The sequence below is a fragment of the Streptomyces sp. NPDC006283 genome, from assembly GCF_040613325.1.
GTDB lineage: Bacteria > Actinomycetota > Actinomycetes > Streptomycetales > Streptomycetaceae > Streptomyces.
Genome location: NZ_JBEXRZ010000493.1, coordinates 1 through 1,034, shown reverse-complemented (window position 1 = coordinate 1,034; position 1,034 = coordinate 1). Strand labels below are relative to the sequence as shown.

Below are 1,034 nucleotides of genomic sequence, written 5' to 3'. Positions count from 1 at the left end.
TGGCCGGTACGGTCGAATCCTTGGAAAGGGAGTACGAAGCAGAGATCTGGTTGCGAAGCCGGGGCGCGTATTCGCGACCTTCCTTTTTCCTTATTCGCGCCCCCGCGCGTGTGTGTGCCGCGTGCAGCCGAAGTCTTGGGGGACTCAGCGTTGCTGATCAGACTCGTAGGTCTTGTCACGATCGAACACGACGGGACGGCGCCCCAGCATCTGTCGAGCGCTCAGGCCCAAGTGGCCTTCGCCCGGCTGATTCTGGAGCGTACGTCCGGAACCAGCCGCGACCAGCTCGCGGACACCGTGTGGCCGGAAGGACTGCCCGACACCTGGGCGTCCGCGCTGCGCAGTGTGGTGAGCCGGGTCCGCGCCTATGTCACCGGCCCGCTGCAGAAGCCGGGCGGGACACCACTGATCGCACAGAGCGGACGGTACGTACTGCGACTGCCGGACGACGCGGCGGTCGACCTGGAGGCCGCGGAGGCGGCGCTGGCGGAGGCCAGGACGGCGTTCGCCGAGGGTGCGCACGCGGTGGCGCACCAGCTCGCCTCGGGCGCGGTGTCCAATCTGCGCGGCTCGTTCCTGCCGGCGCACGAGGGCGAGTGGGTCAACTCGGTACGCGAGCGGGTCGACGAACTGCGCCTGATGTCGCTGGAGCTGGCGAGCCTGTCGGCGTCGGTGCTCGGCACGGAACACCACGCGGTGCGCTACGCCGACGAGGCGGTGCGCCGCGCGCCGTTCCGGGAGAGCGCCCACCGGTGCCGGATGACGGCACTCGCCGCGGCGGGCAACCGGGCGGACGCGCTGCGCGCCTACCAGCAGCTGCGGGAGGTCCTCGCGGACGAGCTGGGCATCGACCCGTCGGCCGAGACGCAGGCCGCGTATCTGGAGCTGCTGCGGGCCGGGGAGCCTGCCGGGCCGCGGCGGCCGGCTCCGGCGGGGCGGATGGCCGCGGATGCGCTGGATCCGCTGCTGATGGGGGCGTTCGAGGCACTGAGCCCGCCGGGCGCCCTGCGGGCGCGGTAAGGGGGCGGGCGCCC

At 72.2% G+C, this 1,034-nt stretch carries 1 protein-coding gene; it reads left to right on the top strand.

All coding sequences use genetic code 11. The features are described from left to right. The first annotated feature begins 150 nt into the window (after positions 1 to 150). A complete protein-coding gene (locus ABZ070_RS37515) occupies positions 151 to 1,020 on the top strand; it encodes a BTAD domain-containing putative transcriptional regulator (RefSeq protein ID WP_356640702.1) in 870 nt (289 codons plus the stop codon). Positions 1,021 to 1,034 lie beyond the last annotated feature (14 nt).